The sequence below is a fragment of the Photobacterium sp. TY1-4 genome (genome assembly GCF_025398175.1).
Taxonomy (GTDB): Bacteria; Pseudomonadota; Gammaproteobacteria; order Enterobacterales; family Vibrionaceae; genus Photobacterium.
Genome location: NZ_CP099734.1, coordinates 595,482 through 622,430, shown reverse-complemented (window position 1 = coordinate 622,430; position 26,949 = coordinate 595,482). Strand labels below are relative to the sequence as shown.

The following is a 26,949-nucleotide window of genomic DNA, read 5'->3' as shown; positions in this document are numbered from 1 at the left end:
TATTAGACCCAAGTTTTTTTAGGAATTTAGAAATACGATGAGTCTGAGCCGCTGGCTGGTAAGCGCGCTGGTGATCCTGGCCGCCTCTTTTACTGCACACGCAAAAATCTATACCACGCCGATCCTGGCCGACGCCAACGAGCTGCTCCTCACCAGTCCGGAAAAATCACTGGAGATGACCAACCGCTATTTAGCGCAGCGCCGTCTCAGCAATCCCAAAGAGCTCTCTCGGGTGCACGTCAATGACGAAACCGATCACACCGTGCGTACCCCGCTCAATACCATCAATGCACTGCAAATCAAGGCCCGGGCCTACTCGCTGCTGAACCAGCCCGAGCAAGCCATTCGCGCCGTGCGCGAAGCGGAGCGGCTGGCACAGGACAACACTCTGGCCTTTACCATTCTGGAAACTCGCCTGATCCATGCTCAGATTTACTGGGAAAACCTGAAGAACAACGCCACCGCGCTGCGGATGCTGGATAAAATCGATCAGGATATTGCTAAATCCGAGGCCCTGCAGCTGACCAAGCAGGTCAAAGTACTGCAATACCAGTCGGTAATGCTGCGGGCCGAGATTGCCTCCAGCCTTGATCAGGAAGCTGACGCCGAAAAACTGTTTACCCAGGCCAAACGCTATCTGCCGTCGCTGGAAGAAAGCGGCGCGATGATCGACTTCCAGCTGGCGCTGGGCCAGCACTACCTGCGTCATCAGCACTATGATCTGGCCCTGGATCAATTGCTGGGCAGCCATTGGCTGGCCGTAGAGCAGGAAAACAACGCCATGGTGGCACAAACCAACCTGGCGCTTGCAGATCTGTTCGAACAGCGAAAAGTGTTTGACCGCGCCCTGGAGCACGCCACCCAGGCCGGTGAATTTTTCGAGCACTTTAACCAGGCCCGGCCGCTGGCCAAAACCCTGGCGCTCATCGCCTCGATCTATGAACAGCAGGGGCGCTTCAATTTGGCCCTGGTCCACTATTTCAATGCCCTGGATCAGGAAACCCAGCTCAATCACGATGCCCGCTCGGCCAAGCTGCGGCTGAATATCGCCCGGGTTTATCTTCAGCTCTATAACTACCCGAAAGCGGAGCAGTACCTACAACACACCCGCCAGCTGGCCAAGCAGAGCGGCAATGAAGCAATCCAGATCGAGTCTCAATTGCTGCAAGGCCGACTGGAATTAGCCCAGGGGCAGACTGAAACTGCGGTGTCGACCCTGCAGGCCGGGCTGATCGCCGCCAGCCGGATTGGCGATCGCGATCTGCAACTGATGGGTGAATCGGTGCTTTCGGACGCATTCGAACAACAAAACGACTACTACAATGCCCTGCTCAGCCAGCGCCGCTATGAGCAACTGTTTTCCAGCAAGCAGGAAGATCAGGCCAAAAGTAATGTCGCCGTCTTCAAGCAGCAACAACGGATGCTGGAGCGCTCACTACTACTCGAAGAAATGGAGCGCAAGCAGTTCGAAAGCGACAAAGCCCTGTATAAACAGAAGAACATCTCCATTGTCCTGTTCAGTGTGCTGTGTGTGGTGCTGATCGTGCTGCTCCGGCGCCATAAAACCGCCAAAATGTTCCAGGAGCGCCTGCTACGCCTGCGCACCGAGTTTTACACCCATCCGCGCAGCGGGTTGCGAAACCTGCGGATGCTGACCATTCGCCTGCCGAACTCCCTGCAACAAAGCAGCGCCAACTTTGAGCAGTGGCACCTGGGCGAAATCATCAACGAGCCGCTCAGCGATCGGCTGCGCTTTGCCCTGTTCGAAGTGCCGTCACTCAAGCAAATCTACCTTGAGCACGGCTACCAGAAGGGACTGGAGCTGGAGCGTCAGTTCGGCGAGTACCTGAAGGCACAAGTCTGCAAGCCGGCCCGGCTGTATCATTTCTCCGATGCCATGTTCCTCTATATCGAGCCGAACTCCCGCCTGGAGACCGCACCGGAGCAGCTGGCCGACTCAATCCAGCAATTGGTTGATAACTTCCTGATCAAGCACCGGCTGGATAACCGGGTCCGGATCGGCATGGCTGAATATCCGTTCCTGCCCCGGGCTTATACCGCCATCAACGACCATGAGCTGCTGGATATTCTGCTGATGGCCGCCAACGCCGCGCGGCTGATCAGCAAAACCGATCCCGGCAGCCAGTGGGTCCACCTCAGTGCGATTGATGCCGCACCGGCCGCCAGCTTTGCCTGCGACAATATCCGCAAAGCCTGCCTGCAGGGGATAGATAACGGTCTGGTGAAAGTCCAGAGTTCATCGACGGTGGACATCATCTGGAATAATGATCACGAATCTGACAAAAATGTCAGCTAGAGTTCACCAGTTCTATTTCGGATCATCGATAACCATGCAGTGTTTTCGCTATTTTGTTAATATGCTTCGTCCTTCCTCGACTAAGCTGCTGAATATGAAGAGCGTTCTTGCAGGGTAATGTGAATCTAACGTGACTGATATAACCGCCGTAGCCTCTGAAATGAGTAAATTGAGGTTGCGTCTCGACCAGGCTCAACTCACCTATCGCGATGCCTCGCTGAAAGCGCGCCGCGAAATCGTGATATTGAAACGTTTGCTTAGCCGCTTATCTGTCGCCTGCCGCGGCCTGGACAGCGAGTTGGATCAGAAAATGGACCAGTTGCGTACCGAGCTCGAGCAGCAACGCGATGTCAGCCGGCTGATCCCCCGGCTGGCCGTCATTGAACGCCTGGTGATCCGCCAGGCCAGCTTTATCGATCAGGAAAACCAACAGCTGGCGCAGCAGTGCCGCCAAAGCGGCGAAACCCTCAAGCGGCTGCATGGCCTGCCACCCCAGTTCAAACGCCAGCTGCGCAACCTACTCAGCCAGCCATCCGACACCCTGGCCCAGACCCACCATCAGACCATTCGCCTGCTGGCGCTGTACGAGCGGGCGCTGAAAATGACTGCCGTGTCCAGCGATGTCCTGGATAAGAAAAACGCCCTGGAGCACGATCTCCTGCTGCAACTCAACGCGCAGTTACAACAGCTGATTTCAGAGCTGGATTTTGAGGGCGACGCCGGAGACAAGCTGCTGACGATCCGCAACCAACTCCTGCACGGGGTTGCGCCACAGGCGCTGGTCGAACTGTCACTGGAAGTCCTGCGCCTGGTGGTCGACGGCACCCGCCGCGAGCGCCAGAGCTCCCAGCAGTTCCTCGACGGCGTCAACAGTGATCTGGCCACGCTGCAAAAAACCACCAGCCAGAGTGTCGAGCAAAGCAGCACCCTGTATGAGCACCGCAGTACGATGACCGGCGAGCTGACAGAGCTGGCCGGCCAGATCCGCCAGGGATTGCAGGATCAGGATAACCTCGAACACTGGCGTCCGACGCTGACCACCCTGACCAAAGAGTTATTGGTGCTGGCCGAGCGTCACCGGGCGCTGGAGAAACGGGAAAAAGCCCTGATTGAACAGCTCGGCTACAACCAGAACAAGATCACCCACCTGTTCGAGCAGACCCAAAGCTACCGCCACCGTCTGCAGGATCAGGAGCGCCGGATGTTCCTCGATAACCTGACCCGGGTTTACAACCGCGCGGCCTGCAACGAACGCCTGGAGCACGAGTACCGCCGCTGGCTGCGCTATCAGCACCCGCTCTGCGTGGCCCTGATCGACATTGATCAATTCAAAGAAATCAATGACAGCTACGGCCATCTGGCCGGCGACAAAATGCTGAAAATCATTGCCCGCGCGATCCGCCAGCAGCTCGGCGAAACTGAATTCCTGGCCCGCTTCGGCGGCGATGAGTTCATGGTGATCCTGCCCGATGCCAGCGAAGAGAGCCGCAATAAGACCCTGAGCAAGATCCGCGAGGCCATCACCCAGTTGCCGTTCCGCTTCCGGGAGCAGAATGTGTCGGTCACCGTCTCCATCGGCGCCACGGTGTTTGACGGCAACGACACCCCGAGCGACATCCTGGAGCGGACGGACAAAGCGCTGCAAAGCGCCCGGCACGCCGGCAAAGGCCGCATTCTCTGGCTCACCTGATCCACCGCCGGGCCATTTTCCCGACCGCGTGACAACCACCGGCCTATCATCCGACTCATCATTTACTGGTCAAATGCCATTTCCCTGTGTATGTTGAAATAACAGACTGATTTTTAAGACACCGAGATTCCCGAGATTCAAGTATCAACGGGAACCGGCTTAAAAACCCTCTGCGATGTTCTCTCTCCGGCTGGTTCATTTCTACATCCAATCACTCGAAATCATGAATACGGCCGTTTTTCTAGACCAGGGAGGTACCCATGATCACGCATATCAGTCCTGTTGGCGCGATGGATTTGCTTTCTCAACTGGAGGTTGACCTGCTCAAGGCAACGGCATCCAGCGACTTATACCGTCTGTACCGCAACTGCTCACTGGCGGTCCTCAACTCCGGCAGCCACACCGACAACTCCAAAGAACTGTTGGAAAGACACAAGAGTTTTGATGTCAACGTGCTGCGCCGCGAGCGCGGGATCAAGCTGGAGCTGATGAACCCGCCCGAGCATGCGTTCGTCGACGGCAAAATCATCCGCGGGATCCAGGAACACATGTTCGCCGTACTGCGCGACATCATCTACGTCAATATGCATCTGGAGCAACGGCGGGACATCAATCTGACCAGCGCCCCGCATATCACCAATTTTGTCTTCAGTATCCTGCGCAACGCCCGCGTCGTGCGCTCCGGCGAAGATCCCAATGTGGTGGTGTGCTGGGGTGGCCACTCGATCAACCCGGTCGAATATCAATACACCCGGGACGTCGGCCACGAGCTGGGCCTGCGCGAGCTCAATATCTGTACCGGCTGCGGCCCGGGCGCGATGGAAGGTCCGATGAAAGGCGCCGCGATTGGCCACGCCCAGCAGCGCTTTCCCAGCAGCCGGTTTATCGGCCTGACCGAACCGTCGATCATTGCGGCCGAGCCGCCGAACCCAATCGTCAACGAGCTGGTGATCTTGCCGGATATCGAAAAACGGCTCGAAGCCTTCGTGCGCTCGGGTCACGGCATTGTGATTTTCCCCGGCGGGGCCGGGACCGCCGAAGAGCTGTTGTACATCCTCGGGATCCTGATGGAGCCGGAAAATGCCGATCAGCCACTGCCCGTGGTGCTGACCGGGCCGCGCGAGAGCGAGCCGTACTTCCGCACGCTCGACAGCTTTATCCGCGACACCCTGGGCGAAGCCGCCACCCGCCATTATGAAATCGTCATCGACGACCCGGTCGAGGTCGCCCGGATCATGAAATCGGCGATGCCGATCATCAAGGAGCACCGCCAGGCCACCGGCGATGCCTACAGCTACAACTGGTCGCTGAAGATCCCGCCGGAATTCCAGCTGCCGTTTGAACCCAACCACGACACCATGGCCAGCCTGGATCTGCACATGAACCAGCGGCCGGAGCATCTGGCGGCCAGCCTGCGCCGGGCCTTCTCCGGGATTGTCGCCGGGAACGTGAAAGAAGAAGGGATGAAACTGATCGAGCGCAGAGGACCGTTCCAGATCAACGGCGATTTAACCCTGATGAAGCGGATGGACAAACTGCTCAGAAGCTTTGTCGAGCAGCAGCGGATGAAACTGCCCGGCTCTCATTACGAGCCCTGCTACGAGATCATCACCACCCCAATCGGCGGAAAATAGCCGGGAAATAACCCCATGCCATCGGGCCGGGGGGATGACACCCCGGCTCACCCATGTACAATAAAGGGCCTGAATCGGCCCTTTTCACGACCTGATATTCCGCTATGTCTATCCACCTTGTCATCATTGATGCCCTGAACCTGATCCGCCGTGTCCATGCCGCCCAGCCGGGTGAGCCGGATGTCCAGAATACCGCCCGGGTGTGCTGCCAGGCCCTGAGCAAAATCATCAATGTCAGCCAGCCGAGCCATATTGTTGCCGTCTTCGATCATGAGGGCGACGATCGGGGCTGGCGGGCCGAACTGCTGCCGCATTACAAGGAAGGCCGCAAACCGATGCCACCCGAGCTTCAGGCCGGGATGGATGTGATCCAGGATGCCTTTATGGCCCTCGGCGTCGATTCGCTGCTCTCGGACGGGGACGAAGCCGACGACCTGATTGCCACCCTGGCGCTGAAAGTGGCCGACCGCGGCCAGCAAGTCACCATCGTCTCGACCGACAAAGGCTACTGCCAGTTGCTGCGCCCGACCCTGCGGATCCGCGATTACTTCCAGCAACGCTGGCTCGACAGCCGGTTTATCGAACAAGAATTTGGCGTGCGCCCCGAGCAGCTGAGTGACTACTGGGGGCTGGCCGGGATCAGCACCAGCAAAATTCCCGGCGTCCCCGGGATCGGCCCCAAAGCCGCCGTCGAGCTGCTCAGCAATTATCCTAATTTAGAAGCCATCCTGGCCGCCGACGATCTCCCGGCCAAGTGGCAGAAAAAAATCGACGCTCATCGTGAACAGGCGATGATCTGCAAACAGGTTGCTGCGCTGAAAACCGAGCTGCAACTGGGGTTCAACCTGCAGGATATCCGCTTTCAGCAGGCCGTGACCAGCTCAGCCAACACCGCTTAATCGCTAAATCGCTAAATCGCAGCCATAAAAAACGCCATCACCGAAATGGGATGGCGTTTTTGCAGGGGCCTTTGGTGCCCGAGCTTCGTTTTGCCGGCGCTTTTTGCAAACACCTGGCTGTAATAGAACCAGGTTTTACTGAAACCTGGCTTTGCAAGCCGCTTTAGTACGCTGAGCGATTATCCAGACGCTGAATATGCACTGTGATTTCTTCACGGTCATGATACAGATGCTTGGCCTGGATCTTGAATTTCACCCCGTTCTCAATCAGGTATACTTTCAGGTTTTCGATATCCTGCAGCACCTCATCATAACGGCCTTTCATCGGCAGCTTGAGGTTGAAAATGGTCTCTTTGGCCCAGCCCTTGATCAGCCAGCTGCCCATCAGGTGCGCCACGCGGGCTGGTTTCTCGACCATGTCGCACACCAACCAGGTCACGTTCTTGCGCGGCGGTTCAAACTTGAATCCATCCGCTTCATGGTGCTTCACCTGACCGGTATCCATCAGACTTTGCGCCATCTGGCCGTTATCCACCGCATGAACGAACATGGAGCGCTTCACCAGCTGATAGGTCCAGCCACCCGGGCAAGCACCCAAGTCGACGCCCCACATCCCGGAAGCCAGACGCGTTTCCCACTCCTCGCGCGGAATAAACACGTGAAACGCTTCTTCCAGCTTCAGGGTCGAGCGGCTCGGCGCATCAGCCGGGAACTTCAGGCGTGGGATCCCCATGAAGAATGCCGAGTTGTTATGCGTGTACGAGTAACCGATAAAGCAGCAGCCCGGGGCGATAAAGCACAGGTGCAGCACCGGCTTCTTCGGGTTGTCCTTGGCGTACATCATCCCTTGCTTACGCAGGGCCTGACGCAGCGGCACCGTGAATTTACGGCAGAACTTCAGCAGCTCTTTGGCTTCGTTGGTATCCGGCGTTTCGACCCGCAGATCACCACAGCGCGGGAAGTCCGCCACTGCTTCCAGGATCGGGGAAATGCGATCATCCGACGGCAAATCCGTCAGCATCGGCATCACCGCCATCATCTGACGAGCAAAAATCAGCTCAGAGAACGGCTGACGCTGAATAAACTGGTCTGCATCGCCCGGCTGGTAAAACTCAAACACCACATAGCCGCTGTTGTGCTTGACGCGCGGAAAGCCATACAACTCCAGTGTATTTGCTTTGTCTTGAACTTCACCGGCACATTCCTTCTCGAAGCCGGGACGGCAGTACAACAGAACTTGATTCACTTTCAACCCTCAAGCTGATCGCCAGGCAGCCACCGCAAGGACTACCCAGCCAATAATAAAACAGACGCCGCCCATCGGGGTGATGGGGCCAAACCACTTGATGCCGGTCAGCGCCAGGGCATACAAACTGCCGCTGAACAACACAATCCCCGCCGCAAAAAACAGGGCTGCGTATAATACAGCTTTTGACGACAGAATGCGTGCCAAGATCACACACGCGATGATCGCCAGGGTATGCCAGGCCTGATACTGCACCCCGGTCTCAAATACGCCCAACAAGTATGGCGACAAGTGGCTTTTCAGGCCATGGGCCGCAAATGCCCCGAGCGATACCGTCACCGCCCCGCTCAATGCGGCCAACACCAGTAAGCCGCGGCTCCATCCATTAATCATCTTCTACACATTCCTTGATAAACGCCGCCAGCTGCGCAATCGCCAGCGCCAGATTGCCCGCTTCCGTATGGCCGGACGCTTTACGCGGTTTGAAGCTGTGATCGCCGTCGGGCAAAAACGCAGTTTGAACCGTCTCGGCATAAGACCAGCCTTCGACTTCGGCGCGGGTACCGAACGTATCCCGCTCCCCCTGTAGGATCAGCGTCGGGACCGCAATGTCGCGCAGGTGATCGCCGCGGAAGTTCTCCGGTTTACCAGGCGGATGAAACGGAAAGCCGAGACACGCCACGCCTTTGACCCGATCGCGACAATTGGACACGCCCGGTGATTCCGCCGCGAGATCTGTCACCATCAGGCTGGCCATCCGCCCGCCCATGGATTTACCGCCGATCACCAGCTTGCCATCGGCAGCAAACGCCTCGATATGGCGCTGAAAATCCAGCAGCAGCTTGGGCTGGCGATCCGGCGGCCGCTTCTTGCCGTCTTCCCGGCGTTTGACCATGTACGGAAAATCAAACCGCACCACCCGGATCCCGTGTGAAGCCAGCCCCTCGGCCAGGGTGGCCATAAACGCATGATCCATTCCTGCACCGGCGCCGTGGGCAAACAAAAACGTCGCCTGCGCCGTGTCGGCGGACGGGCCGTCAATCAAATACTCAGACAACTCAGACATCCGGCAGATCCTCCTGCTCACGGGCGGCTTTGGCCAGCACCCAGTCGCGGAAGATCTGGATCCGGCCGGTTTCCGCCTGCTTCTCCTGGCACACCAGGTAGAACGCATTCTTGCTCACCAGTACCTCATCAAACGGGCAGACCAGACGTCCGGCATCGAGCTCCGGCTGTGCCAGCACGTTATTGCCGAGCGCAATCCCCTGGCCGTGCACCGCTGCCTGCAACACCATGGTGGAGTGGCTGAAGATTGGCCCCTGGTTGACGTTCACACTCTCCAGGTTGTTCTGGCGGACAAAAGTTTTCCACTCTTTACGCGAGGAGTCGTGCAGCAGGGTGTGGCACTTGAGATCGGCCAGCGAGCGTAACGGCTTGGGACCGGTCAGCAGCATCGGCGAGCACACCGGCAGCAAAAACTCCTGGTACAGCTTGTCGGCACGTAATCCCGGCCAGTTGCCGCGGCCATAGTAGATGGCAACATCCACATCGTCAGTCAGGGAGCCCTCGTCGAGGTCAACCGCCTTGATCCGCACATCAATATCCGGATGCTGCTCATTAAAGTCAGCCAGACGCGGTACCAGCCATTGAATGGCAAAACTCGGAGGTAAACTAATGGTTAATGCCCCCTTCGAGCCCCGCTCCAGAACTTTGTCCGTGGCGTCGGAGATGGCTGAAAAGATGTCTTTGATGTCGAGAAAATAGCTCTGGCCTTCCTCGGTCAGCAGCAAAGAGCGGTTTCTCCGACGAAATAATTTGAGCCCTAAAAATTCCTCCAGGGCTTTAATCTGGTGACTTACAGCAGCTTGTGTGACAAATAATTCTTCAGCTGCCCGAGTAAAACTCAAGTGCCGGGCGGCGGCCTCAAACACTTTGAGTGAATTCAGTGGCGGTAAACGTCTCGACATGGCCTTCCTGCATTAGATTTTTTTATGCTTAACATTATAAATTGTCGATTGTTCAAGTGCTACATAAACCATATGATTTGCACCGCAACGGTGAGCGAGGCTTCGTTTTGACGAATTGTTTGACGAACTTTTACCCGTCGTTGCGATGTTGTGTTTGCATATTGTCCGGGTTGTGCCGGACGGGTAGTCCATCTACCGTTTTTACTTCCTGTATTTTGACCTGTCTGTCAAAGTTTCTTGTTGGCACTGCGCCCCAACGCAGTGCTTTTTTTATGCCTGCGCTTCGCAACCCCCTCGAATAACCGCTGTGCCCCCTATAATTACCAGTAACAAATGGCCTTAGCCCTTGCTCTTGGCGCAAATAATGGCATGATCGCCTCCTTCTGATCAGCAATGTGACTCCCCATGACTGCGCAATTTGATATCGACATGATTCGCCAACAGTTTCCGGCCCTGGCCCAACAATGTCACGGCCAGCCTCTGGTCTATCTAGACAGTGCCGCCACAAGCCAAAAACCGCAGGTGGTGATCGAGACCATCCGGCAGTACTACAGTGGCCACAACGCCAATGTCCATCGCGGCAGTCACAGCCTGACCGCGGCTGCCACCGCGCAGTTCGAGCAGGCACGCACCACGGTACAACACTTTATCCATGCGGCACAACGGGAAGAGATCATCTGGACCCGCGGCGCGACCGAGGCCCTGAACCTGATAGCCCAGACCTACGCCCGTCAGCAGTTGCAACCGGGCGATGAGATCCTGGTCAGCGAGCTGGAGCACCATGCGAACATCGTGCCGTGGCAAATCGTCGCCGAGCAGACCGGTGCCAAAGTCGTCAAGCTGCCGATGCGACCGGACTGCACCCTGGATATGGATGCCTTTGGGCGCCTGCTGACCCCACGCACCAAGATCGTCGCCGTGGCCCATATCACCAATGTTACCGGCACCCGCAACCCGATTGAGTCCATCATTGCCGCCGCCCACCAGCAAGGTGCGGTGGTCGTCGTTGACGGCGCCCAGGCCGTGGTCCACGAACGCATCAACGTACAAGCGCTGGACGCCGACTTTTATGTATTCTCCGGCCACAAGATGTTCGCCCCGGCCGGGATCGGCGTGCTATACGGCAAACGGGCCCTGCTCGATGCCATGCCACCATGGCACGGCGGCGGCAAGATGGTGGAGAAGGTGACCTTTGACGGCACCACGTTCTCCGGCCTGCCCGGCAAATTTGAAGCCGGCACTCCGAATGTCGCCGGCAGCCTGGCGCTGGCGACCGCGATTGACTGGCTGAACGACATTGATCACCCCGCCGCCGAAGCGCATACTCACCGTCTGCGCCAGTTGGCCATTGACGGGATCCGGGATATCGACGGCTTACGGATTGTCGGCCTGCAACCCGATGCCAGCCTGTTCTCCTTTGTGGTCGAGGGTGTGCATCACCAGGATATCGCCACCCTGCTCGATCAGCAGGGGATCGCCCTGCGCGCCGGCCATCACTGCGCCCACCCGATGCTTGATGCCCTCGGCCTGAGCGGCACGCTGCGGGTATCACTGGCGCTATATAATACCGAACAAGATGTTGAACGCTTTGTCGCCGCACTGCACAAAGCCTGCGATTTACTGTAGGAGATCTAAATGAAGTTACCCGCCCACCCTTTCGGGACCGAGATCACCACGGACACTATTGTGGCCCAGATGCAGACCGCTCAAGGCTGGGAAGACCGTTACCGCCAAGTGATCCAGTTAGGGAAAAAACTGCCGGCACTGCCGGAGGAATATAAACAGGCACAATTGCTGGTGAACGGCTGTGAAAGCCAGGTATGGCTGGCCCACGAGCAACGCGACAACGTGTTTCATTTTGCCGCCGACTCCGATGCCCGGATTGTGCGCGGCCTGATCACCCTGGTGCTGGCAGCCTATGAAGGCAAAGATGCCGCGGCTATCCGCGCGTTTGATATCGACGGCTATTTTGACCGCCTGGGGCTGATGGCTCACCTGAGCCCATCGCGGGGCAATGGCCTCAAAGCGATTGTCGAGCAGATCAAGCAGCTGGCCGCGAACTGAGCACAGCGTTTTCCCCAGATCCTCAGAGATAAAAAAGCGACCGCCGATTGGCCGTCGCTTTTTTGTTTGCTTGAGTCCGTTCCCTGAGGGCGGGTCCCGCAGAAATTATTTCCGGTGCTTTTCAATCAGCTTTTGCACAATGCGAGAAGCGGCGACAAAGCCAAAGGTGGCCGTCACCATGGTGGCCGCACCAAACCCGCTGGCACAGTCCATCCGCTTCGGCCCTTCAGCCGTGGCTTTCACATTGCACACCGACCCGTCGGCTTGCGGGTATTTCAGCTGCTCAGTCGAATAGACACACTCAATTCCGAACTTGCGGGTTTTGCTGAAATTGTGGAACCGGCGCAGCATGGTACGGATTTTAGCCGCCAGCGGGTCCTGAATCGTCTTGGTCAAATCCGCAATTTGGATCTGGGTCGGATCGGTCTGGCCCCCGGCACCGCCGGTGGTGATCACCTTGATTTTATGGCGTTTACAGTACGCCAGCAGCGCGGCCTTCGGCTTCACACTGTCAATCGCGTCCAGCACATAGTCAAAGCGGTGGTCGATGTATTCCGCGATGTTTTCCGGAGTAATAAAGTCATCAATCAGGTTGATTTGACACTCCGGATTAATCAGCCGGATCCGCTCGGCCATCACTTCAATCTTGCTCTGGCCGACGGTTCCGCTCATCGCATGAATTTGACGGTTGATATTGGTGACACAAACATCATCCATATCGATCAGCGTCAGCTCGCCCACACCGGTCCGCGCCAGGGCTTCGGCTGCCCAGGAGCCGACGCCGCCAATGCCGATCACGCACACGTGGGCCGCGCGCAGGATCTCTACTTCGCTGTTGCCGTATAAACGTCGGGTGCCCCCGAAACGCTGGTCGTATTGGTCAGAAGCCGGGGTGTCTAATTCACGCATAACTTTCAGTCGTTCAGAAAAAGAATGAGCGCGTTTTATACGCGCTCTGATCACAATTGTCCAGACTACCGGCGAGTCCGGGGCAAGGGTTAACTTTATTCCCGGGCGGTCAGCAACTGCGGCGCCTGCGCCGGATTTGGCAGCTCCAGCTTCCACACCCGGCCAAAGTGTTTGTAATGGCCGGCATCCACCCCGGCTTGGGTACCCATGCCGTGATAGAGATCGAGGTGGTTTTTCTTCACCGCGCCGCCGGTATCCAGCGCCATGAGTAATTGAAGCACATGTTGGCCGTTCCAGTTACCCTCGCTGTCGAGCTGCGGCACTTCCGCCAGCAACACACTGCCCATCGGCAAATACTCCCGATCGGCGGCAACCGAGGCGTGGGCCTGAAGCGGGATCCCCGCCGTCCCCATGACATCCAGGCTGGTCTGCGGCTGGAAAAACACAAACGACGGATTCTGCTCCAGCAACTCGCGCACCGTGTCTTCATCCTGCTGTTTCACCCAGGTCTCAATGGCCTTGAGCGACATCTTTTCGCGCGGCACTTCATCACGCTCAATCAACACTTTACCGATGCTGACATACGGGTGGCCGTTCTTGCCGTTGTAGGCAAAGTACTGTAACTGATCGTTATCTTCAAAATGAACAAAACCGCTGCCCTGCACTTCCATCATGAAAATATCCAGCATCGACGCGCTGTATCCCAGCTCCAAGCCCTGGCCCTCAAGTGCCCCGGCATAAATTTCGGCCCGGGTCGGACACTGCTGCTCACAGGTCGGCATGGCGTAGACCGGATAGCGGAAAATCGGATCCGGATCATGGCGCAGTTCAATCACCGGCGAGAAGTATCCGGTAAACATCACGTTACCATAACCGTCACCGCCGCCCATCTGAGCCGCCTCGATGCCGAAATTGCCCAGCGCCGCCGGATCGCCCCCCTGCGCAATCCAGTTTTCCACCTGCGTATACAGCCCTTCGTACTGCGTCGCCATCGACGGCGAACGCGCCAGCACCTTCACCATCTGGCCATTGAACTGGCTAAAGTCACGCGGTTTGTCGGAGCTGATCGCCGGCACCGGGTTCAGGACCTGTTCAAACTCACCATCGAGATACTGCTGGCCACGGTCGGTCGGCTTGGCACATCCAGCCAAGCCCAGAATCATCATGGCAATTGTTACGTTACGAAAATCGGAAAAACCTAAGAGCACGGATAAAAACCTATGAAATCGAAGTAATGCGCCGGCGCCCAGTATGCCTAAAGCAACCCTCGCAAGAAAGAGGCGATAGTTTACAAAAAATGTCCGACGAGATGTCAGCGGGATGTGATACTCAACCGAGGGAATGTCAAAAATAACAGAGGAAAAGGGCCAAGGCCCGTTACAGGCGCATCGCTTGCTGTGATGCTTTAATATCTCTGAGTGTTGTGCCCTGGCGGGTAAACGAAGACACATAATGTGCCGGGGCGTGGCGGATAAACTCGCCCGGTAAATAGGTATAGATATAGGTCTGCTCCCCCCGGCGGTAGGTTAAGGTGGTGCCGTCCCATTCATATTGGGTGCTCACCTGACGACCGCCGACAAACACCCCTTCCGGGCGCAGTTCAAACTGCTCAGCCACATAAGGTGCGACATTGCGCTCGACCCAGACCCCATAAATATTAATATCAGTACCGCCGAAGCTGCCCAGAACATCACGCCCGATAGCACCCATCGCCATCAGCGCAGAGAAACCCAGTCCGGATGAGATCACTGTCAGCAACAGGGTCGCCTGCAGTGTCTTGTACTGAATTTTCGTCATTCTGGCCCTAACTATCTATAATTAAAAACAATATACCTCATTTAACGGGGAATTCAGGGAAATCCCGTGCTTGTCATACAATAACGAGATCTTGTATCCAAAAATCGTTACACGGCTGGTTTCATTTTGCTTGAACTTGCAGGCATAGTTAGCCAATAATGATGAATATTTATTTACCTCTCGCTCATTAAGACGGCCTGCCGGGCGCTAATGACTGCGACTGTTCATGGATGTTACACAGTGAAGCTTAGAAGTACGGATCTGGTCAAAGAATTTCGCCAGTCTGCCCCCTATATGCATGCCCACCGCGGGAAGACCATCATCGTCATGCTTGGGGGCGAAGCCATTGCCCACAGTAATTTTGCCCATATCGTCAATGATATCGCCCTGCTCAACAGCCTGGGGCTGCGCATTGTGCTGGTCTATGGGGCCCGGCCGCAAATCACCCAGCAAATTGAATCGCACGGTTTCGCCACCCCGTATCACAAAGGCGTGCGGATCACCGATGCCCGGGCGCTGGAGCTGGCCAAGCAAGCCGCCGGACAGCTCCAGCTCGATATTACTGCCCGCTTTTCGATGGGGCTGAATAACACCCCGATGGCCGGGGCGCAGATCAATGTGGTCAGCGGCAACTTCGTCATTGCCCAGCCGCTGGGCGTCGATGACGGCGTGGATTATCACCACAGCGGCCGGGTGCGGCGCATCGATATCGAAGGCATTCGCCGCCAATTGGATCAGCGGGCAATTGTCCTCTTAGGCCCCATCGCCAGCTCAGTGACCGGCGAGTGTTTTAACCTGACTTCGGAAGAAATTGCCACCCAGTTGGCGATCAAGATGCAGGCCGATAAGCTCATCGGCTTTTGCTCTGAGCAAGGGGTACTGACCGAAGACGGCAGCGTGGCATCGGAAATGCTGCCGAGCGAAGCGGAAGACGCACTGCAACGACTGATTGCCCGCGGTGCCGCCGGCAGCGGAACCGGTCGCTTCCTGCGCGGGGCCATCTCCGCCTGCTTGGCCGGTGTGCCCCGCAGCCACCTGATCAGCTACAAAGAAGACGGTGCCCTGATCCAGGAGCTGTTCTCCTTTGACGGGATCGGGACCCAAATCGTGATGGCCAGCGCCGAGAAAGTCCACCAGGCCGGGATCAATGATATCGGCGGGATCTTGGAGCTGATCCGCCCGCTGGAGCAGGAAGGACTGCTGGTGCGCCGCTCCCGGGAGCAGCTGGAGCGGGAGATTGAACAGTTTACCATTATCGAGCGTGACAGCCTGATCATCGGCTGTGCCGCCCTGTACCCGTTTGAAGAAGAGAACATGGCAGAGATGGCCTGCGTGGCGATCCACCCGGATTATCGCGATGGCGACCGCGGCGTGCTGCTCCTCAACCGCCTGCGCCAGCAAGCCAGAGCCCAGGGGCTGAGCCAGATCTTTGTCCTGACCACCCGCAGCCTGCATTGGTTCCGGGAGCAGGGGTTCTACGAGTGCGATGTCGAGCAGCTGCCGATGGCCAAGAAAGCGCTGTATAACTACCAGCGCCGCTCCAAAATCCTGATCCTGGATCTCTAGCCAATATGACAAAAGCGCAGCTCAGGTTACCCCGAGCTGCGCCCTCTCTTTGTTTTTGGCTTTGACAGCTTCACTCCGATACCGCGATACACCTATATAGCTATACCGTTACACCGCTACACCGCAACTCAGCCACCGGCAAGATGTCGCGACGCATGCCGTGCTCTTACGCCAACAACTGGGCCAGGCCACTGGCCCGCTCGGTCCGCAGCCGGACTGCGCGGCTGACGACCTCCGGCTGGGCGTACAGATACAGATTCTTCTTGGCCCGGGTCACGCCGGTGTAGATCAGCTCACGGGTCAGGATCGGGCTGAACTCCGCCGGCAGTACCATCAGGGTATCGGCAAACTCCGAGCCCTGAGATTTATGGATCGTCATTGCATAAACAGTTTCATGCTCAGGCAATCGGCTCGGCAGCACGCCGCGGATCGAGCCGTCCGGCATTTCAAAAAACACCCGCAGCCGTCGCTCGCCGGTTTCCGGGTCTGGTACCGGGTCGCGCATCACAATCCCGATATCGCCGTTATACAGCCCGAGACCGTGATCGTTGCGCGTGATCATCAGCGGCCGGCCCAGATACCAGGTTTCATCGTCCGGTTTGATCCGGCCTTTTTTCGCCAGCGCCCGCTCAATGCGCTGGTTCAGCCCGGAGACGCCGAAATCCCCGTCCCGCAGCGCGCACAGCAGGCGGACCTGCGAAAACGCCTGAAGCACCTCGCGCGGCGGCATATCGTCCCGGATCCCATCGAGGTAATTGAGATAAAAGGTCACCGTCCGGTTGATCATCGCCTGATAATGGTCGGTGGTCAGCGGATGGAACTGAATATCCGCATAGCCCTGCTGCCACACCTGATCCACCAAATGCGGCTGACCGGCATTGATCGCTTTGGCCAGCTGACCAATGCCAGACTGGGCATGGAAGCGGTAACTTTTTTGCAGCATACACAGGCTGTCACTCACCACGCTCTGCTCGCCCTTGCCGGGAACAAACGCAAACCCGGTCAGCTGACTCAGCAACTGGCTGTGCGCCGGACTGTAGCCCTGACCGGCAAAAGCGCAGATATCCCCCAGCACCGCGCCGGCTTCCACCGACGCCAGCTGATCCCGGTCGCCGAGCAAAATCAGCCGGGCATGCGGCGGCAGCGCATCCAGCAGACGCGCCATCATCGGCAAATCGACCATCGAGGCTTCATCGACCACCAGCACATCCAGGTGCAGCGGGTTGTCGCGGTGATGACGAAACGCCACCCGCTCGGGGATCGCCCCCAGCAAGCGGTGCAAGGTACTGGACTGAGTCGGGATCGCGTCCTTCACCGACGCGTCAACAGCCAGCGAGGCCACTGCCGCACCAATGGATTCGGTCAGTCGCGCCGCCGCTTTACCGGTCGGTGCCACCAGCTTGATCTCCGGCAACTTGATCTCCGACAGCTTGGTTTCCGGTAACATCGCCCGGCCCTGTGGATCACCATCGCCCTGTTGCATCGCCTGAGTCACCAGCGCAGCCAGCAGTTTGGCAACCGTGGTGGTTTTCCCGGTCCCCGGCCCACCGGAGATCACCGCAAACTGCCGGGTCAGGGCCACCGCTGCCGCAACTTTCTGCCAGTTCAGGCAAGCGGACGGCGGGATCAGAACATCCAGCGCCGTTAAATCTTTCACCTGCGCCGCCGAAGTCAGCACCGCATCAATCGCGGCCCAGTCCAGTGGCGCCGGTGCCACCACATCCAGCTTGTCACACACCGCCTGCTGCCGGGCCTGCGACGAGTCGGACGCTGAAGCCCGCAGCTGTTGCAGGTCCTGAAACAGGTAGGCATAGCTGCGCGCAAACAGGGTATCCAGCTCGGTCGCCATCTGGGCGCTCTCGGCCATTGCCGTGGTCACGCCCTGCGCCGCTTGGCGCAACCGCTGTGCCACCGTCTGCTCATATTGCCAGTAACGATGCAGATACAAACGGCCCTGAGCCAGCACCAACGGCGTCGCTTCGCTGCCGTCCGACACCGCCGCCGATGACGCCAGCAGCGCTTCCCATTCTTCAATTGCGGGCAGTCCCTCACTCAGTTGAGTACTCAGCTCACGATTGAGGCCGAACAGATGTTGCGCGTCCAGCTGGGCCAGCAGCAGGCAGACATGACCGCGCCCCAGCTCGGCGCTGGCCAGTGCTGCGGCCAGTGTCACCAGAGGCTGAAGCGTTTCGGGATCTTCGGCCGCGACCGACATCGCGATGAAGCGGGCAAACTGTGAATCCAGCGGACGGATGGCCCCCAGCCGGGTCAGTGATTCAAGCTGTTTAAGCATCAAGCGGTTCTCCGTCAATCAGGGTTTCCAGTTCTTCGAGCAGCGCCAGACTCGGGCGGGCATTGAAAATCCCGCTGGTGCCATCGGCCTGCATCCCGCGCAGGAACAAGTAATACACGCCGCCAAAATGGCGGTCATAGTCATAATCCGCCTTGCGGCTTTTGAGGAAACGATGCAGCGCTAGGGCGTAGAGCTGGTATTGCAGGTCGTAGCGGTGATCCCGCATCGCCTCATTGAGCTTCTCGCCGCGATAAACCTCGGGATCATCGCCCAGGTGATTCGATTTCCAGTCCAGCACGTAGTAGCGCCCCTGATGTTCAAACACCAGATCGATAAAGCCCTTGAGCATACCGCTGACGGTGGCGAATCCCAGCTCGCCGGCCCGGGCCGACAGCGGATCATGGCGGGCAATCACCTTGTTGAGCAATGGTGCCGACAGGACATTAATCGGCAACATGAATTCCATTTCGGTCAGACGTTGCGCGGCCGGGATTGTGCCCAGACACATGGCTTCGCCATCCAGCGGGCAGCGCAGCACATCGGCGATCAGCTGTTGCAGCACCGGCAGCCAGACCGCGTCATAGTTCTCCAGCCGCAACAGGGCCAGAATTTTCTCCCGTGTCGCCTCGCTGTCTACCGGCGCGGTAAATTCAATCTCCTCAAATAGGGTATGCAGGAATGTCCCCGGCCGGGCCCCCCGCGGGAAGGTGTAAATGGAAAGCTGCTGCGCTTCCGCCTCGCCGTCTTCGGTTTGCTGCTCGCCGGAAGAGTCGGTATCAAAACCCGGCATCTCGAACGAAGCATCATGGTTGTGGTGGCCCTGCTTGATCAGGCCAGAATAACTGGTGATCCACCAGTTGCGCTCAATAGGCTGCTGGAAGGTCGCCGCTGCCAGCTCGGGCTGCTCGCTTTCAACCGGCGTCCACGGGGTTTCCGGCAACGCAGGCGGCACCGTCACGGCAATCGAGGCGCAGGCCGAAGTCAGCTTCAGCAACGCCTGATCCAGCTCGGCTATCCCGCCTTCCTGACCATCCTGAACCAGCCAGCCGATGGCCGACTGATGCAGCCCGGTCGGCTCTTTGCGACTCAGGCCGTTGCGCAGTGGCCCCATGCCGATATAACAGCCGTAGACTGCGCGGGTCAGGGCAACATAAATCAGCCGCAAATCTTCCGCCAGCCGCTCCTGCTCCGCCAGAGCGAGGGTCTCTTCCTGCCCGGTGACATCCAACACCGCCTGCTGGGTCGCTTCGTCGTGAAACAGCGCGGTGTCTGCTGCCCGGTAACCACAGACAAACGGCAGGAAGACGAGGTCATATTCCAGCCCCTTGGATTTGTGAATGGTGACGATTTGCACCAGATTGCGATCCGATTCCAGCCGCAGCTGCTGCTCATCAACATCGCCGTTCGGCATGTCGATGTGCTCGGCCAGCCAGCGGATCAGGCCATGGTCGCTGTCGAGGGTCTGGCTCGCCTGTTGCAACAGCTCGCCGAGATGCAGAATATCGGTCAGGCGCCGCTCGCCGCCGTTTTCGGCCAGCAGCCGCTCCGAGATCTGGCGCTTGGCCAGCACCTGTCGCAGCATCGGCAACACCCCGCGGGTTTGCCATACTTTGCGGTACTCGCGAAACTCTGCAACCTGCTGCTCCCACTTCTCTTCGCTGATATTCAGTTCATCGAGCTGGCGGGCACTGAGCGCAAACAGCCCGGAGGCGAGTGCCGCCCGCAATGCCCGCTCATCTTCCGGGATCAGGACAGCGGCCAGCAGCCGTTGCAGATCCTGAGCTTCAGCGCAGGCAAAGACGCTGTCGCGGTTCGACAGGTAGACACTGGCAATGCCCTGCGCGGCCAGTGCCTGACGGATCATCGCCCCTTCGCTGCCGGTGCGCACCAGCACCGAAATATCACTGGCACGGATCGGCTGGCTCTCCTCGCCGTCCATCAGTTTGGCGTCGCCCTGCTGTGACAAAGTCAGGATGCGTTGGATCTCAGCGGCAGTCGCCGCTGCCATTGCCTGCTGATAGTCGCCTTTTTTGACCGGTGCATCGGCTTCCTGCGACCAGAAAGTCAGAGCCGGTTGCTTGCTGCCTGCCAGCTGCCAACTGCGATTGGCCGCTTTCGGACTGTAGTTGACCGGCAGGAAGGTGATGTCGCGATCGTAGATAAACGGCCGGGACGGCTGCTGGAAAATGCAATTGACCGCAGTGACCATTTCAGCGGTCGAGCGCCAGTTGGTGCCCAGCGTGTAGTGAGCACTAACCTGACGCCGGGCACGGATATAGGTGAAGATATCCGCCCCCCGGAAGGCATAGATGGCCTGCTTGGGATCGCCGATCATAAACAGGCCGCAGTCCGGCGCTTGTACCGCCATGTCCACCGGCACTTCGGTTAAATCGGCTGCCTGCGGGCGCTGCTCGCCGTACACGGTATTGAAAATGCTGTATTGTAGGGGATCGGTATCCTGGAATTCATCGATCATCGCCACCGGGAACTGGCTGCGGATCCGCGCCGCCAGGCTGCCATCGCTGTCGTTGGCCAGCGCGGCGGCCAGCTGGGTCAGCAGATCATCAAACGACAACCAGCCCTTGCGCTGCTTGGCCTCTGCCAGCAACTGACGGCACTCGCGAATGGCATGGGCCAGCAAGGGATCCCTGACATTGGGTTTGTTTTCAAGCAAGTCATCAATGGCGACAAAGACCGGATGCTGCGGCGGATTGCCTTTGCTGGTTTTTTCCACCAGCACCTGCTGCGAGAACTTCTCCAGCGCCTTGGGCAGACGATAATCCGTGGTGTCCTGTTCGGCCCAGACCCCCACTTCCGCCAGCGCTTTCGGCAGGCTGGTTTTGGTATAGCTGCGCTTGTTCACCCCAGAGTCGGCAATCAGGGCCTGAAAATCAGCCGCATCGGCCCGCCACAACTGCTTCACCTGCTCAATGCGGGCGATGTTCTGTGCATGTAACTGCTCCAGAGAGCCCGACAGTTCAGGGGCCCGGATCGCCACCTCGGCACCGGAGAGGAACAGGTTGATCTCCCGCAGCAAAGCGCCCGGCGAAGCCCAGATGCTACGCACTTCCGAAGCCAACGTGCGGGACAGCGGATAAAAGTGGCGGCGCCAGTAATCGGCCACCACCTGCGCCCGCAACTGGCCCTCTTCGGTGACAAATTCATTGTCGAACAGGCTGCCGGACTCAAAGGCATTCTGGGTCAGCATCCGCTGACAAAATCCGTGAATGGTAAAAATCGCCGCCTCGTCCATCTGCCGCTCCGCCTGAAGCAGGATCGCCGTAGCCGCCTTATGGTCCGGGATCTCATCCAGCAGCGGGGCAATCACCGGATCGGTGCTCTGGCCGCGATTAAAGGCCAGGCGGGCATCGTGGATCCGCCGTCGGATCCGATCGCGCAGCTCGGCCGTGGCGGCTTCAGTAAACGTCACCACCAGAATCTGATCGACCGGCAATTCGCGCGGAAAACGGCTGTCGGGATCGCCATGGCCGAGCAGCAGGCGCAGGTAGAGACTGGCGATGGTAAAGGTCTTCCCGGTCCCGGCCGAGGCTTCAATCAGCCGGTTGCCGTGGAGCGGAAACGTCATCGGCTCCAGCGCCTGCGGCGTGGTGCTCGCGACTGCCGAGCCGTCCTGAAGATGATCTGCAGATGTATGTTGTTGACTCATCGGATACATGCGTTCCTGTTATGGCCCGAAACCCTGTTCGTCCAAAATATTTTTTTGTGATCAGGGGCGAATTCAAAGGAATATATCGAATTTAATAACATTCCTATCTGTTGATATGAGAGATCTTTCACGTTTTCCCCCGGCGTCATTCGCTATGATTCGCCCCACGAAATCTGGTCACCTCTGGACCTGTGGCCGTACAGCAAGCACCCTACAATCTAAAATGATTTGCTGGCGGCCACGCTACTTTTTTCCTGCTTTCCCAGCCCTACGACTCAACTTTCTGTAATTTCAGCACTACCGGTTTGAGGTATGTTTCTGCGGCCAGCGCCGCCGATTCACTGACAGAATCGTCCCATGCCGGCCACACCCGGTTGATATACACATTCATCCCTTCGCCACTGAACAGATACCCGCCGTTGAACGCTTCAGCCATTTTGAGCCGGGCTTTCTCCTGCGTGTCCTCGTCACTGTGCCAGTTCCCCTGTTTGTCCTGACATGCCTGCAACCCTGCCAGTGCCGTGCGCGGGAAATACGGCAGCGGTTGGGACAGTCCCTGATCATAAGCCAGCAACAGGGACGTCAGGTGAGTCCGGGCATCTGCCGCGTCGACCGGGGCCAGCGTGTAGTGCTCATCAACGCCCAGCAAATGCGTAGGCCTGGCCTGACCGGCCAAGGCCAGACAGAGGTGCTCCATCCAGCCCTGCAAGATATCCTGCGCCCGGATCGACCCCGGACGATAGCGCACCAGCCCTGCCTGCGTGTGGTGTCTGAGCCAGCCCAGCAAGCGGAGTGAACGCTCGCCGAGATCCAACTTCAGGTCCACTTCAACATCCGGCAGCGGCTGGGCCATCAGCCCGGTCACGGTATCCGCCAGCGTCTCTATCGGCCCGCGCTCCTGAGCCAGCTCCAGCGCGCCGAACTCCCCGAGCGGCAACGCGCCGGAGGCCTGTTGATAGCGGGTGAAGCGGGTAAACAGCGCGTCTTTCTGTGCTGGAGTGCCCTGGCTGCCGGCCTCCAGAAAGGCGGTCAACAGTTCACTGCGCAGCTGGAAGCGGCCCAGCCCGTCGAGGGCAAACGGCTCATCGTCTTCCATCGCCCCTTTGGCTGGCTCGAAGAAGACTTTCAACCGCCGGTTGAAAAAATACTGCACCGGCAGACGCCAGAAACGGATCAGCTCCGCCAGCTCCAGCTCAGGCTCGGTGCCCTCGCTCTCCGGCTCCCGGGCCAGCGGCTGGCTGTGAAACGCTTCGCTCACCACCTGATGACGCCGGGCCACCGGCAGCCATTCAGCGGCAAAACTCGGATTCGGCCCCTGAAACGCCTGCGGGCTGAACGGCACCAACGGATGATGATGTTGCAACGCCTCGGCGATGCGGGCCGCCGAGTCATCGGCACTCAGCGGCTGATCCCCCTCCAGGCAGTAGCCCTGCTGGCAGTACTCCAGCAGCTCGCTGACCAGCACCGACGGCATTTTATCGCTGTTATCCTGAATCGAACGGCCGACATAGCTGATATACAGCGCTTCCTGCGCCGAGAGGATTGCTTCGAGGAACAGGTAACGGTCGTCATCGCGACGCGAACGATCCCCGTAGCGGCCCTGTCCGGCCATCAGATCAAACCCTTCCGGCGGGATCGAGCGCGGGTACACGCCGTCGTTCATCCCCAGCAGGCAGACCGCCTTGAACGGGATCGAACGCATCGGCATCAGGGTACAGAAGTTGACCTGACCGGCGAGGAAGCGCTGGCTGATCCGCTCACCGGACAGCTTGTCATTGAGATAGCTGCGCAGCACCGCCGGACTGATGGCTTCCCGGTATCCGGCATCGGCCAGCTGCTGCTCCAGTTGCTCCAGCTTATCGCGGATCATCCGCAGCACCATTTCCCCGTCGGTATCGACCCGGAAGAAATCATCCAGCAACTCATTGAGCAGCCCGGTCCACGCCTGCGCCGGTTGCGGCTGCGCCAGCTGCTGACGATAGTGCATCAGCATTTCGACAAACAGACCGAGCTGGCCGGCCAGCTCGGCGTCCATCCCCTGCACTTCGTCATAGGCCAGAATGCCCTGATACAAGCCGGATTCCTGCGGCATCGCATAGCCGAGCAGCATGCGTTGCAGGCCGAACAGCCAGGTGTTCTGGCGCTGGCGCGGCAACTGGAACTCGCTGGCGGTGGCTTCATCCAGCCCCCAGCGGATCCCGACTTCTTCAATCCAGCCTTTGACCCGCTCAAAGCGGTCACTGTCGAAACCGAACTTCGCCATGACTGCCGGGACTTCCAGCAATTCAAGCAGCTCGGAGGCCTGACAGCGGCTTTCCGGCAGACTCAGCAGCCGCAGGAACGCCAGCAACACCGGGTTTTCCTGATCGGCACTGCGATCGGAAATCGAAAACGGAATATAACGATCGCCCGGGGCATTGCCGAACACGGCCTGAATATACGGGCTGTAGCTGTTGATATCGGCGACCATCACGATAATGTCACGCGGCGACAGCGACGGGTCTGCGGCCAGCATCGCCAGCAAACGATCGTGCAACACTTCCACCTCGCGCATCGGCGAGTGGCAGGCGTGAATAGCCAGCGATTGATCCTGCGGAGAAATCGCCAGCTTGTGATGGCTGGATTCAGTCAGGGTGTCATCGAGACGATCATCGAGGTTCAGAATATCGGCCTGGATCGCATGCAGCAGGGTGTCCGGCTCAATCTCAACAAATGCTTCGACATCGTAGGCTTCCATCTCGGACAACAGGTAAAGGTTGTCCCGGCCGAGCTTGCCCAGCGATGCCAGCAGGGTATTGCCAACCGCCCCTTCATGAGTGTCATCAACCAGATTCTCTTCCAGCTCACCTTTGAGCGGCGAGATCAGCTCACCGCGCTCGCTGTGATCAACGCACCACTGGATTTGCTGGCGCTGCCGGGCCGCCAACCGGGCGAGGTATTTGCGATCCCGCACTTCTCCCCAGTAATGACGACACGGGTTGGTAAACATCAGGTGAACATCAATGTGCTTGCCGAGCGCCGCCAAAGCGTCGAGATAGCGCGGTGGCAGGGCAGAAATCCCGAACACGAACAAGCGCTTCGGCAACCCGTCCGGGAGCGGCGCACCGCTCTGGGCATAGCTGTCGAGGGTTTCGATAAAATGATCGTACAGGTTGGCCCGGTGATACGGCGACTGGCCCTGCGCCAGGGTCTGGTCGTACAGCGCCTGCCACAGCAGCGGCTGCCACGGGTGATCGCCCGTCAGCTCCGGATCGATCTCCCCCGCTTCCCAGGCCTGGATCCACTCCGGGCGATACACCAGATATTGGTCAAAAATATCAGCGATTTTCCCGGCCAGCTGATACCGTTTGACGGATTGCTCATCTTCCTGCAGATAGCGGGCCAGCGGCTCAAACTCTGGCTGGCTGAGTAGTTCCGGCAACACCGTCATCAGCTTCCAGGTCATGGCTTCTTTGTTGAAGGCACTGCGCTCAGGCACATCGGCCAGCACCCGGGTAAACATGGTCCAGATAAAGGTCGCCGGCAGCGGAAACTCAATGTTGGCGGCAATCCCGAAGGAATTGGCCAGCTCCAACTTCAGCCATTGCGACATCCCCGGGCTTTGCACCAGGATTTGCTCTTGTTCGAACGGGTTCTCCAGCGGATCGAGCCGGATCAGCTCCACCAGCAGGGATTTCAGCAGTTCCAGTTGATTGGAGTGATAAACAGTAAACACGCAGGTCGCTCGCAGACAAAGAAAATTAGCCCGATTGTCTACCAATCCTCGACGCCCTGCAAACGAAAGGCGGAGGCACTGTCGGCTTTTCAGAACCAACGCATCCCGAACCACCCAAGTACACAAAACGCCATCAATTTGAAAGCACTCACGCCACGTCCGGCAGCTGATCTTCTGCATCCCCCGAGCAGGACATTGGGCAACAGCAAGCATGGTTAAGCTGCGCTGAATCCCTTATGATTCAGACTCAACCCTATTGAACGGAGCAGGAAATGACGATTGCACTCAAGCAGCTCAACGTCTTTGTCGCCGTGGTCCAGGAAGGCACGATCACCGCAGCGGCGGAGCGGTTGTTTCTCTCCAAACCGGCGGTCAGCATGGCGCTGTCTGAGCTGGAAAAGCAGTTAGGGCACAAGCTGTTTGACCGCAACAACAACCGGCTGATCATCAACGAGCAGGGCAAACGCTTGTTACCGCTGGCCGATGAGTTGCTGGCACGCAGCCGGGCAATTGAGCAGCTGTTCGATCACGCAGGTCCCATCACTGGCCAACTGAAGATTGGCTCCAGCGATACCGTGGGCAACCAGATCACCCCATTTCTGCTGCGTGATTTTCGCGCCCGCTGTGAGCATGAGGAGCAGTCACTGCATATCGCCAACACCACGCAAATCTGCCACAGACTGAACGAGTTCGAGCTCGATGTCGGTCTGGTCGAAGGCAAAGTCCAGGCTCCGGACTTAGCGGCCGAGCCATGGCTCAATGATGAGATGGTGGTGGTGTGTCACCCGGAGCACCCGCTGACCCGCCTGCCGGCGCTGCAACTATCGGATTTGGAGCAGTCCCAATGGATCCTCCGCGAGGCCGGCTCCGGCACCCGGGAGTTTTTCCTTAACCGGATCGCTCCGCGCTTAGCACACTGGCAGCAGGCATTTGAACTCAACACCACCGAAGCCATTATCAACTGTGCTGCCGCCGGACTGGGGCTGACCTGCCTGTCCAGGCTTGCCGTGGCCCATGCCGTCAAGGATCAACGCCTGACACAGCTCGAGCTGCCGCTGGATATGCACCGCCAGTACTGGTTGCTGTACCACCGGGAAAAGTACCAGAGCCCGTTGCTGAAGCTGTTCATCGAGTTCTGCCGGGAATGGCGATTTCCGGACGCCCGGCCAGCGCCTTAGTCCGGCT

The 26,949-nt window shown here is 58.4% G+C and carries 18 protein-coding genes; 8 read left to right on the top strand and 10 right to left on the bottom strand.

What is annotated here, in order from left to right:
• Positions 1-37 precede the first annotated feature (37 nt).
• From NH461_RS03075 to xni, 4 genes are all read left to right on the top strand, one after another.
• A complete protein-coding gene (locus NH461_RS03075) occupies positions 38-2,317 on the top strand; it encodes a GGDEF domain-containing protein (protein ID WP_261601842.1) in 2,280 nt (759 codons plus the stop codon).
• A gap of 130 nt (positions 2,318-2,447) precedes the next feature.
• Positions 2,448-4,007: a diguanylate cyclase gene (locus NH461_RS03070; protein ID WP_410000090.1), complete on the top strand. Its 1,560-nt coding sequence runs from the start codon at positions 2,448-2,450 to the stop codon at positions 4,005-4,007.
• A gap of 260 nt (positions 4,008-4,267) precedes the next feature.
• Positions 4,268-5,641, top strand: a complete 1,374-nt coding sequence (ppnN, locus tag NH461_RS03065) for a nucleotide 5'-monophosphate nucleosidase PpnN (RefSeq protein WP_261601840.1) — start codon at positions 4,268-4,270, stop codon at positions 5,639-5,641.
• 104 nt (positions 5,642-5,745) lie between these two features.
• The gene (gene xni, locus NH461_RS03060) at positions 5,746-6,540 is read left to right on the top strand and encodes a flap endonuclease Xni (protein WP_261601839.1); all 795 of its coding nucleotides are present in this window, start codon (positions 5,746-5,748) and stop codon (positions 6,538-6,540) included.
• Between the two features lie 163 nt (positions 6,541-6,703).
• Here xni and rlmM read toward each other — a convergent pair whose 3' ends face one another.
• From rlmM to NH461_RS03040, 4 genes are read right to left on the bottom strand one after another with little or no spacing between them, the layout of a single operon-like run.
• Positions 6,704-7,786, bottom strand: a complete 1,083-nt coding sequence (rlmM, locus tag NH461_RS03055; protein ID WP_261601838.1) for a 23S rRNA (cytidine(2498)-2'-O)-methyltransferase RlmM — start codon at positions 7,784-7,786, stop codon at positions 6,704-6,706.
• Positions 7,787-7,795: 9 nt separating this feature from the next.
• Positions 7,796-8,179 (bottom strand): DUF423 domain-containing protein, encoded by a 384-nt coding sequence (locus NH461_RS03050; RefSeq protein WP_261601837.1) that lies wholly within the window; start codon positions 8,177-8,179, stop codon positions 7,796-7,798.
• A complete protein-coding gene (locus NH461_RS03045; protein WP_261601836.1) occupies positions 8,172-8,852 on the bottom strand; it encodes an alpha/beta fold hydrolase in 681 nt (226 codons plus the stop codon). The genes NH461_RS03050 and NH461_RS03045 overlap by 8 nt, the downstream gene beginning before the upstream one ends.
• Complete coding sequence (locus NH461_RS03040) at positions 8,845-9,753, bottom strand: transcriptional regulator GcvA (protein ID WP_261601835.1); 909 nt, start codon at positions 9,751-9,753, stop codon at positions 8,845-8,847. The genes NH461_RS03045 and NH461_RS03040 overlap by 8 nt, the downstream gene beginning before the upstream one ends.
• A gap of 405 nt (positions 9,754-10,158) precedes the next feature.
• On the opposite strand from NH461_RS03040, the gene csdA reads away from it, so the two are divergent.
• Complete coding sequence (csdA, locus tag NH461_RS03035) at positions 10,159-11,379, top strand: cysteine desulfurase CsdA (RefSeq protein ID WP_261601834.1); 1,221 nt, start codon at positions 10,159-10,161, stop codon at positions 11,377-11,379.
• Positions 11,380-11,388: 9 nt separating this feature from the next.
• Positions 11,389-11,817 (top strand): cysteine desulfurase sulfur acceptor subunit CsdE, encoded by a 429-nt coding sequence (gene csdE / locus NH461_RS03030; protein WP_261601833.1) that lies wholly within the window; start codon positions 11,389-11,391, stop codon positions 11,815-11,817.
• A 105-nt stretch (positions 11,818-11,922) separates the two neighbouring features.
• On the opposite strand, the gene tcdA is transcribed toward csdE, so the two are convergent.
• The 3 genes from tcdA to NH461_RS03015 form a co-directional block, all read right to left on the bottom strand.
• Positions 11,923-12,726 (bottom strand): tRNA cyclic N6-threonylcarbamoyladenosine(37) synthase TcdA, encoded by an 804-nt coding sequence (gene tcdA / locus NH461_RS03025; protein ID WP_261601832.1) that lies wholly within the window; start codon positions 12,724-12,726, stop codon positions 11,923-11,925.
• Between the two features lie 95 nt (positions 12,727-12,821).
• Positions 12,822-13,934 carry a murein transglycosylase A gene (gene mltA, locus NH461_RS03020; protein ID WP_410000089.1) on the bottom strand — a complete coding sequence of 371 codons (1,113 nt, stop codon included), beginning with the start codon at positions 13,932-13,934 and terminating at the stop codon, positions 12,822-12,824.
• A gap of 169 nt (positions 13,935-14,103) precedes the next feature.
• The gene (locus NH461_RS03015) at positions 14,104-14,523 is read right to left on the bottom strand and encodes a DUF2850 domain-containing protein (RefSeq protein WP_261601831.1); all 420 of its coding nucleotides are present in this window, start codon (positions 14,521-14,523) and stop codon (positions 14,104-14,106) included.
• A 240-nt stretch (positions 14,524-14,763) separates the two neighbouring features.
• Between NH461_RS03015 and argA the strand changes: the two genes are divergently transcribed.
• Positions 14,764-16,089, top strand: a complete 1,326-nt coding sequence (gene argA, locus NH461_RS03010) for an amino-acid N-acetyltransferase (protein ID WP_261601830.1) — start codon at positions 14,764-14,766, stop codon at positions 16,087-16,089.
• A 166-nt stretch (positions 16,090-16,255) separates the two neighbouring features.
• Here the strand turns inward: argA and recD are convergent, their stop codons facing one another.
• The 3 genes from recD to recC form a co-directional block, all read right to left on the bottom strand.
• A complete protein-coding gene (recD, locus tag NH461_RS03005; RefSeq protein WP_261601829.1) occupies positions 16,256-18,382 on the bottom strand; it encodes an exodeoxyribonuclease V subunit alpha in 2,127 nt (708 codons plus the stop codon).
• Complete coding sequence (gene recB / locus NH461_RS03000; protein ID WP_261601828.1) at positions 18,375-22,049, bottom strand: exodeoxyribonuclease V subunit beta; 3,675 nt, start codon at positions 22,047-22,049, stop codon at positions 18,375-18,377. The genes recD and recB overlap by 8 nt, the downstream gene beginning before the upstream one ends.
• A 268-nt stretch (positions 22,050-22,317) precedes the next feature.
• Positions 22,318-25,764, bottom strand: coding sequence for an exodeoxyribonuclease V subunit gamma (recC, locus tag NH461_RS02995; RefSeq protein WP_261601827.1), 3,447 nt, complete (start codon positions 25,762-25,764; stop codon positions 22,318-22,320).
• Positions 25,765-26,036: 272 nt separating this feature from the next.
• Between recC and NH461_RS02990 the strand changes: the two genes are divergently transcribed.
• Positions 26,037-26,942: a LysR substrate-binding domain-containing protein gene (locus tag NH461_RS02990; protein ID WP_261601826.1), complete on the top strand. Its 906-nt coding sequence runs from the start codon at positions 26,037-26,039 to the stop codon at positions 26,940-26,942.
• Positions 26,943-26,949: the final 7 nt, after the last annotated feature.